At 29.6% G+C, this 8,059-nt stretch carries 7 protein-coding genes and 1 tRNA gene; 3 read left to right on the top strand and 5 right to left on the bottom strand.

Features of this window, described 5'->3' with window-relative positions; genetic code table 11:
- A partial coding sequence (locus AB1Z17_RS14070; RefSeq protein ID WP_368052402.1) for a DUF2723 domain-containing protein occupies window positions 1-869 on the bottom strand: 869 nt, incomplete at its 3' end.
- Between the two features lie 173 nt (window positions 870-1,042).
- On the opposite strand from AB1Z17_RS14070, the gene AB1Z17_RS14075 reads away from it, so the two are divergent.
- Window positions 1,043-1,113: transfer RNA gene (locus AB1Z17_RS14075), tRNA-Gln, on the top strand.
- A 455-nt stretch (window positions 1,114-1,568) separates the two neighbouring features.
- Window positions 1,569-2,147 carry a DNA-3-methyladenine glycosylase I gene (locus tag AB1Z17_RS14080; RefSeq protein ID WP_368052403.1) on the top strand — a complete coding sequence of 193 codons (579 nt, stop codon included), beginning with the start codon at window positions 1,569-1,571 and terminating at the stop codon, window positions 2,145-2,147.
- Between the two features lie 2 nt (window positions 2,148-2,149).
- On the opposite strand, the gene AB1Z17_RS14085 is transcribed toward AB1Z17_RS14080, so the two are convergent.
- The 4 genes from AB1Z17_RS14085 to AB1Z17_RS14100 are packed head-to-tail and all read right to left on the bottom strand — an operon-like array spanning window position 2,150 to window position 6,880.
- On the bottom strand, window positions 2,150-3,517 hold the full coding sequence (locus AB1Z17_RS14085; protein WP_368052404.1) for an aldehyde dehydrogenase: 1,368 nt from the start codon (window positions 3,515-3,517) through the stop codon (window positions 2,150-2,152).
- Between the two features lie 33 nt (window positions 3,518-3,550).
- Window positions 3,551-4,561: an effector binding domain-containing protein gene (locus AB1Z17_RS14090; protein WP_368052405.1), complete on the bottom strand. Its 1,011-nt coding sequence runs from the start codon at window positions 4,559-4,561 to the stop codon at window positions 3,551-3,553.
- Window positions 4,562-4,619: 58 nt separating this feature from the next.
- Entirely contained in the window at window positions 4,620-6,311 is a 1,692-nt protein-coding gene (locus AB1Z17_RS14095) for a DUF2207 domain-containing protein (RefSeq protein WP_368052406.1), read from the bottom strand.
- A gap of 11 nt (window positions 6,312-6,322) precedes the next feature.
- Window positions 6,323-6,880 (bottom strand): LemA family protein, encoded by a 558-nt coding sequence (locus AB1Z17_RS14100; RefSeq protein WP_368052407.1) that lies wholly within the window; start codon window positions 6,878-6,880, stop codon window positions 6,323-6,325.
- 515 nt (window positions 6,881-7,395) lie between these two features.
- On the opposite strand from AB1Z17_RS14100, the gene AB1Z17_RS14105 reads away from it, so the two are divergent.
- Window positions 7,396-8,059: SDR family NAD(P)-dependent oxidoreductase (locus tag AB1Z17_RS14105; protein WP_368052408.1), on the top strand; the 664-nt coding region annotated here is incomplete at its 3' end.

The raw sequence follows: 8,059 nt of genomic DNA on the forward strand, positions 1-8,059 counted from the left end.
GCTTCAACTTTATTGTTTTTATGTGTATAGGTTAATCCAATATAAAATGCGGCAATTAATATAATTCCGGCAATAATACTTCCAGAATTAAAAGGTAATCCAATGGAATTTACAAAAAACAATTCCAACGCACTAAAGTATTTTAATGTGTAAGGGAACAGCATTTTAAAAACAAAAAGCAATACCAATATTGCTACTGCATTTGCAATTATAAATTGTTTAGCATTTAAATTTTTATATTTTTTATAGATATAAAGAAATACTATTGAAGGAATTACAAGCAAAGATAATATGTGTACTCCAAAAGATAAACCTACTACAAAACTAATTAATAACAGCCATTTATCTCCACCTGGTTTTCCAATTTCAGCCTCCCAATGTAAGCCTAACCAAAATAACAATGCCATTAAAAATGAAGACATTGCATAAACTTCCCCTTCAACTGCACTAAACCAAAAACTGTCGGAAAACGTAAAAGTTAAGGCACCAACAACAGCGCTTCCTAAAATAGCGATGGACGTGCTTTTAGTTATTTCGGATGTTTTTAAAATTAATTTTTGAGCCAACATTGTAATGGTCCAAAACATAAATAAAATGGTAAAAGCACTAGCAAGTGCAGACATAAAGTTTACCATTTTGGCAATATGAGTTACATCAGTAGTGAACATTGCGAAAAAAGCACCTAACATTTGAAATAACGGTGCTCCGGGCGGATGCCCAACTTGCAATTTTACAGATGTTGCAATATATTCCCCGCAATCCCAATAACTAACTGTTGGTTCTAATGTTAATGAATAGGTAATTAATGCAATTGCAAATGTTGCCCAACCAAGAATGGTGTTCCATTTTGTAAAATTGAATGAATTCATAGAATAAATTTAGTACGTGGCGAATTTAATAAAATTAAACGTAACTATTTAAGTTTACGTTTGTTTCAATAGTTAATAAAGTATTAAATTAAAGTTGGAAATATTTTTATTGAAAAAAAATGTAAAATTTATTTGTGAAATAAAAACTTTAATCTAAATTTGCACCCGCAAAATGACCTATGGTGTAATGGTAGCACTCCGGTTTTTGGTATCGTCAGTCAAGGTTCGAGTCCTTGTAGGTCAACATTTTAACCTGATAATCTTTGGATTATCAGGTTTTTGCATTTTAAGCTAAATTAGTGTGTCGTATTTTACAATAATTATGCGCAAACTTTTTTAATCCTTTTTTATATTTCAGTAACTAAATCAATAAAGGAATATTTATCAAATCTTCTTAGATATTTTTGAATTTAAAGTTAATGATTAAACGGAAGTAAAACTTATATAATAGGTTAATAAATTAGTGTATAAACTATATACCCTATTATACTTATAATAATAAATATAAATGCCAAAAGCAGATTTCCTTTTAGGTTTAACATTTTATTCTGAAAATAATATTTCTTTTTTGTTTTATTTTTCATAGTTATAATTTACAAAATTATATAGAATTAAAAAAATGTTTTAAAAGTTTACAAGGTTTTAGAAACTTCTTTTTGAGTTTTTTACCTATTTTAGTTTACTAAATTTTAAATATATATGATTACGCAACGATGTGATTGGTGTGGAAACGATCCACTTTATGTTGAATACCACGACAACGAATGGGGTGTTCCTGTTTTTGATGATGCAAAATTATTTGAATTTCTAATTTTAGAAACTTTTCAGGCTGGTTTAAGTTGGATAACTGTTCTTAGAAAACGAGAAAATTTTAGAGCAGCTTTAGATGGTTTTAATTATAAAAAAATAGCAACCTATAATGAAGCTAAATTTAATGAATTGCTTCAAAATAAGGGAATTATAAGAAATAAATTAAAAATTAAAGCAACAATTTCAAATGCAGTTGCTTTTATGGAAATTCAAAAAGAGTTTGGTTCTTTTTCAAATTATATATGGAAATTCACCAACGGAAAACCTATAGGGAATGAATATAAATCGATGAATAAAGTTCCTGCAACTACCGCACTTTCAGATATTATTTCAAAGGATTTAAAAAAACGTGGGTTTAAATTTGTAGGTTCAACAGTAATGTATGCGCATATGCAAGCTACCGGAATGGTAAACGACCACGTAACAACATGTTTTAGACACCAAGAAATCAAGGATATTAAATTTTAAGTTTATAATTTTAAGTGCATTAAAAACTTAATAATTTTAAGTTTTAAATCTGAAAGTGGAAAATATTTTAGATTTGGTTCGAATAACGTACTTTTTTTTAAAATGGATTTATAATGAGAAAATGTTTTAAATCCATATTCTCCGTGATAGGATCCAATACCGCTTTGTCCAACACCACCAAAAGGTAGATTTTCATTTGATATTTGCATTATAGCATCGTTAATGGCACCAGAACCAAACGAGATCTCTTTTTCTATTTTTTTAATAAAAGCGTTCTTGTTTGAAAAAATATAACACGCCAATGGCTTCGGTTTTAGTTTTATCTGAGCTATTATTTCATCAATATTTTTATAAGTTATAATTGGAAGTATAGGGCCAAATATTTCATCTTCCATAATTTTATCATCAAAACTAACATCGGTTAAAACGGTTGGTTCAATGGTATTTTCTTCATAATTATATGTTCCTCCTAAATATATTTTTTCTGGATCTATTAATGAAATAAGGCGTTTCATATTTTTTTCATTAATTATTTGAACATAATTACTGTTTTCAATTTTAAAATTGGAGGCTTTTATTTCAAGTGTTAATTGTTTTAAAAATTCAGTTTTAATTGAGGCATCAACACACACATAATCTGGAGCAATACAGGTTTGTCCTGCATTTAAAAATTTTGCCCAAACCAATCTTTTTACACAAATTTTTAAATTACACTTTTTATCGATTATTACAGGACTTTTTCCGCCAAGTTCTAAAGTAACTGGTGTTAAGTTTTTTGCGGCAGCTTCATAAATTATTTTTCCGACAGTTGTGCTTCCTGTAAAAAATATTTTATCAAATTTCTGATTTAATAATTCAGTAGTTTCTGGAATTCCTCCTTCAACAACTTTAAAAAATGCTGGATCAAATGTGCTATTTATAATTTTTGCCAAGAGTGCGCTTGTAGCAACAGAAATTTCGCTGGGGCTTAGAATAACAGTATTTCCGGCTGCAATTGCTGCAATAGCAGGAGAAATAGATAATTGGTAAGGATAATTCCAGGCTCCAATAATTAGCGTAATGCCTAGTGGTTCTGGAATTATATAACTTTTTCCGGGAAAATTTAAAAAATTTGTGGTTACTCTTTTTGTACTAGCCCATTTATGTAATTTTTTACAGGCTGTATTAATTTCAGTATAAATTATCCCTAATTCTGTCGTATAATTATCGAATTCAGATTTTTTAAAATCACTAAATATTGCTTGGTTTAAAAAGTGTTCATTTTCTTTTAAAACCCGTTCTAATTTTTTAAGTTGTTCAATTCTAAAACTAATATCTTTAGTAACATTTGTTTGAAAAAATGTTTTTTGTTTTGTTACAATCTGATGCATTAAAATTGTTTTGAGAGGTTTTATTGGTTTAAATTAATTTATTGGAATATAAATTTCAGTTACCCATTTTGCAGGATTTGGATTATCAGTTGGGCGTACAGAATACACTTCAAAAGGTTCGCTGTTCTCTAATGCAGTATAGCCTTGTTCGGCTAATTCTTTATAAGCTGCTTCCCAAGCTTTGTGAGAATACTGGTAGCTTCCATAGAAAATTGTTTTAAATGTTTTTTGTGGTTTTAAAAAACCCGTTAAAACATTACCTGTTGTTATAACTCTTTCTTTCACTGGAACGCAGGTTGAAAACATTGTAGTGTTATTTATTTCATCCCAATTATGAGTTAATAAGAAAGGTTTTCCGGAAGCTTCAATAGAATTTTCCTTCATATAATTAATTACAGCTTCAAACATTTCTCCCATTTTGCTATCGACATCTTGAATTTTACAAGAAGTTGATTGATACATATAAAACCCACCTCCATAATCTATTTCACCAATAATTTTAAAAGAATGTTTATTCATTTCACTTAAAATATGTTGTTCCAATAATTCAAGACCTCGGTTGTACATTGGTTTCATATTTTTTTCGATACCGCCCTGTGTTAACCAATATGCTTTTTCGGTAAAAGAGCTTTCTCCACGCATTCCCCAGGTAACTTTATTTCCAGTTTCGGTTTCGGTAATATCCCAATAAACTTCAGGTGTACTTCCTGTACCAAAATCTATTTGTTGAATAAGTCCTTTATTTGGCACTAATGAAATTGTTTTCATAGAACCAGTTCCATCTTTACCTGTCCAAGAATAGGATGCGCCAACACCAGATGTTATTTCCGGGTAACTGGCAACAATTGTTGGATCCATTTCGTACCAAGGTCCCCAATGTTGCCAGTTTTTAAAATCGTTGATATTTTCAAAAATAAGTGCAGCTGGTGCCTTCATAATTCTTGAACTTTTTATATCGTATTTACCATTTAAAGTAGCAATATAAATTGCAGCTCCAATAATTACTATTAGTAGAAAAAGTAAGATGTATTTTAAAAATTTCATATTTTAAATATTTATTGTTGATACTATTGCTAATTTACTAAAAAATGTTTTTTTGGTTTTACCAGCTTCCACCACCGCCACCCCCAAATCCGCCACCCGACGAGCCTCCTCCGCTAGAAGAGTTGTTTGATGGAGCGCTAACCATAGTTGTTTTTGCCGATGTAATGGAATTTGTAAATGAATTTGAGAAATTATGCATATTAAGCACACCTGCAGAAGAACTATACCAGCTTGGCGGCTGTACGTCAAGTGCTTCAAACTTTTTTGCCCATTTATTAAACAAACCAAAAGTTAGTGCATAACTCATAGTAGCTTCAAAATAGGTTGGATCTTCTTGTAAAAGCATTTTTAACTTGTTCTCTTCAGCTACTTTTATAAATTGTTTAAAGCCTTTTAATTCAGAAAAAAGGGCGTTTCCTTTCGCATTTTTTTTTACCAAATATATAGACATAATCAATAAAAATATTACTGTTGGAATTACAGTTATTGCAGCCCAAAGTCCCCAAAAATTCAAAAACATAAAAAACAGTAAAATTCCAAAAATTAATATTCCAAATATTACTTTAGTTTGCATTTTTTTTGCTGACGCAACATAATAGATTTGAGCCTTATCTTTTAAATTTTTTTTTGCTTCTTGCATGGTTGTGTAAAAGCTATTTTCTAAACTACTAACTAATACTTCTGCGGTGTCTGTTTTATGAAAATCTCCAAAAAGTCCGCTAAAAATTTCCTTTTCATAATCTGGTGAATCAACGGGTAAAGGTTTTAATGAGGTAAGTTTGGTATCTTCTTTTGAGAAAAATCCTTTTTTGGGAATGTATTCCATTTTTAAATTTCCACGTGTACCCCAATACGGAATAAGCGAGATTAAATCTTGCGTGTCTTCACTGTCATTAATTAAAAACCCAGCCATTGCCGGATCAATACCTTTTGGCGGAAAATAACTGGTTGTTGCAACTACTGTATCATCTTTTCCATAAGTGTTCCAAATCCAATAGAAAGCAGCTAAAAAAGTACCAATTAGCAAAGTCCAACCATAATTTGTCCAAAATGGCCATAAAGGTTTTATTTCGGTTACTGAATTTGGTGGAAGGTTTAATAAAACAGTCACGCTTTCTCCATAAGATGAATTAAAATCAGAAGTGCTTTTTGCTGAAAAGACACCGTCAAGATAGTTGATTTCGAACTCACTACTTTTATTTGTAGTTCCTGTGGAACCTGAATACACAAAGATATTATCTAAGTTTGAAACTATATTTTCAGGAAGATATATTTTAAAACCTAATTGTTGAAAAACAGTGTTCCAACCATCTGGTTTTATATTCCAATAGAACTGAGTTTTAGAATCACTAAATAGAAAAGCGTTGTAAACTCTATATTTAATCTGGTAATGTTGTGGTCCAATAAGCGTTATATCTTTATCTCCAATTTTAATATTCAGGTGATCACTTATTTTTTGAACAAAATCGAAATCAGCTTCAAATTTATGATTTGGCACCTCAATATTTCTAATTTTTATTTTACGTTTTTCCTGTTTTCCTTCAGCTGTAAGTAAGTTGTAATTGGTTTGTATGTCTCTGTAAATTCCGTGTTTGTAGGTGTTAAAAGTAAGATTGTAGTTTTCAACCACATCAAAATAACCATCTTTGTGGATAAAAATATCTATCTGACTTTTATTTACTATGAAATCTTGTGCAACACCTTTCAGAAAAAATGAAACTCCAAATAATAACAGGAATAATTTTTTCATAATTTTATTCCTTAAAATTTAACCTTTACGTTTTCTCTGCTTGCTTCATCTGTCTCAAAAAAGTCGAAATGTTGGTAATTAAACAATCCTGCAAACAACACTCCTGGAAAACTTTCTCCATAGGTATTGTTTTCGCGAACGGTACCATTGTAATAACGACGACTGCGTTCTAAATTTTCTTCAATTTCATTCAGTTTTTGTTGTAAATCTAGGTAGTTTGTATTCGCTTTTAAATCTGGATAAGCTTCACCTAAAGCAAAAATACTTCGTAATGTTTGTTGTAGTTGGTTTTCAGCTTTTATTTGTCCATTTATATCATCTGAAGGAACTGCCATAGCTGCATTTCTGGCATTTATTACATTTTCTAGTGTTGTTTTTTCGTGTGCGGCATAACCTTTTACAGTTTCAACAAGGTTTGGAATTAAATCGTAGCGACGTTTTAAAGCAACATCGATATTGCTCCACGCATCTTTAACTACATTTTTGTTTTTTACAAAACGGTTAAAGATTATTACGAGTAAAAAGGCTAAAACTAAAAGAATACCTAAAAGAGGAAATATTAGATTCATAATTGTTTCGGATTTATGTGATTATAATAAGTTTATTAATCATTTCATTATGAAATACTAAGATACCATATTTTATTAGTATTTAATAGTGCATTGACTTAAATTTTAGGATGTAAAATGTTTTATTGTAACTGTAAATTTTTAAATTAATACAGTTTGAAATTGGGATTCAATAAGTTTTAAGAAAAAATTAAATTAAAGTTTAGTGAAGCGAAAAAGTAATTAATGTAAAAATAGCGATTATTAAAAAAACTGCAATTATAACAATAAAGGAATTTTTATAATGTTTTTTATGAATTTTTATATCTTTTCTATAGCTCCAAATCATTAAAATTGTAAATGCAATTACAAATAAAGCAGCGAAAATTAGTTGTCCTTTACTAAACATATTAAATGTGTATATTTAGCATCAAAAGTACATAAAATTTCAATAATAAATATTCATTTTAATAATTGAAAACCAATAAAAATGATAATATTGCTAATTCAAAATCGTAAATAATAATCTTTATCAAATGAAAACAGCATTAATAATTGGAGCAACATCTGGCATTGGTAAAGAGCTAGCAAAACTTTTAGTGGCAGATAATTTTAGAGTTATAATTACAGGAAGGCGAGAAAAATTATTAAATGAAATTAAATTAACAGCCCCCGAAAAATATATAATAAAAGTACATGATGTTACAGATTTAATTTCGTGCGAAAAATTATTTGAGAACCTAAAAAATGAATTTAAAACCATGGATCTAATAGTTTATAGTTCTGGCGTTGGGGAAGCAAATTACACATTAGATTGGGAAAAGGAATTACCAATACTGAGCACCAATGTTTTAGCAGCATCTAAAATTTATGGGTTGGCTTATAACTTTTTTAGAGCACAAGGTTATGGTCATTTGGTCGGAATTTCTTCAATCGCTTCAATCCGAGGAAATAGACACACACCAGCATATTTTGCCTCTAAAGCATTTCAAGCAAATTATTTAGAATCGCTTTATATGAAGGGAAAAAGAAGTAAAGCAAAAATTTATGTAACAGATATTCAGCCTGGATTTGTAGATACCGCAATGGCATTAGGAACTACCTTCTGGATGGCATCTTTAGAAAAAGCAACCAAACAAATTTACACAGCAATTAAACAAAAAAAACGAAAAGCATATATAACAAAACGGTGGAGGTTAA

This window comes from Lutibacter sp. (assembly GCF_040883305.1).
Lineage (GTDB): Bacteria > Bacteroidota > Bacteroidia > Flavobacteriales > Flavobacteriaceae > Lutibacter.

Excerpts from the sequence above, each read along its gene's own strand:
- AB1Z17_RS14090 (WP_368052405.1), bottom strand. The coding sequence starts at position 4,561 with ATGAAATTTTTAAAATACATCTTACTTTTTCTACTAATAGTAATTATT.
- AB1Z17_RS14085 (WP_368052404.1), bottom strand. The coding sequence starts at position 3,517 with ATGCATCAGATTGTAACAAAACAAAAAACATTTTTTCAAACAAATGTT.
- AB1Z17_RS14080 (WP_368052403.1), top strand. The coding sequence starts at position 1,569 with ATGATTACGCAACGATGTGATTGGTGTGGAAACGATCCACTTTATGTT.
- AB1Z17_RS14095 (WP_368052406.1), bottom strand. The coding sequence starts at position 6,311 with ATGAAAAAATTATTCCTGTTATTATTTGGAGTTTCATTTTTTCTGAAA.
- AB1Z17_RS14100 (WP_368052407.1), bottom strand. The coding sequence starts at position 6,880 with ATGAATCTAATATTTCCTCTTTTAGGTATTCTTTTAGTTTTAGCCTTT.